Origin of the sequence: Leifsonia sp. SIMBA_070 (assembly GCF_046534635.1) — a bacterium.
GTDB lineage: Bacteria > Actinomycetota > Actinomycetes > Actinomycetales > Microbacteriaceae > Leifsonia.
Genome location: NZ_JAWRYK010000282.1, coordinates 1 through 272, shown reverse-complemented (window position 1 = coordinate 272; position 272 = coordinate 1). Strand labels below are relative to the sequence as shown.

Here is a 272-nt window from a genome sequence, read left to right as displayed (position 1 = left end):
CCACAACTGAATAGGAATGCGCTGCTGCTTGCAAAACAGCCCATTCATTTAATGTATCCCCACTTACACTCTTGGGTATCGTTACCCCTAGCTCACGCTTATCACTCTGCTGGCCAGAGGATAATTCTGCTTCTGACAAAGCATCTGTTGTCGCCAGAGGAAGCCGGAAACTAAATACAGACCCCTTGCCCGGTTCATTCTGGACTGTCACCGTGATGACCGAGATTTCTACTATAGCCTAACTGCTGGCTAGACCAAACGCGCTTCCGATC

The 272-nt window shown here is 49.3% G+C and carries 1 protein-coding gene; it reads right to left on the bottom strand.

Translation table 11 applies throughout. From position 1 onward, the window contains the following. Positions 1–211 (bottom strand): hypothetical protein (locus tag SB754_RS20360; protein WP_410784177.1); only part of this gene is annotated, 211 nt, incomplete at its 3' end. Between the last annotated feature and the right edge of the window lie 61 nt (positions 212–272).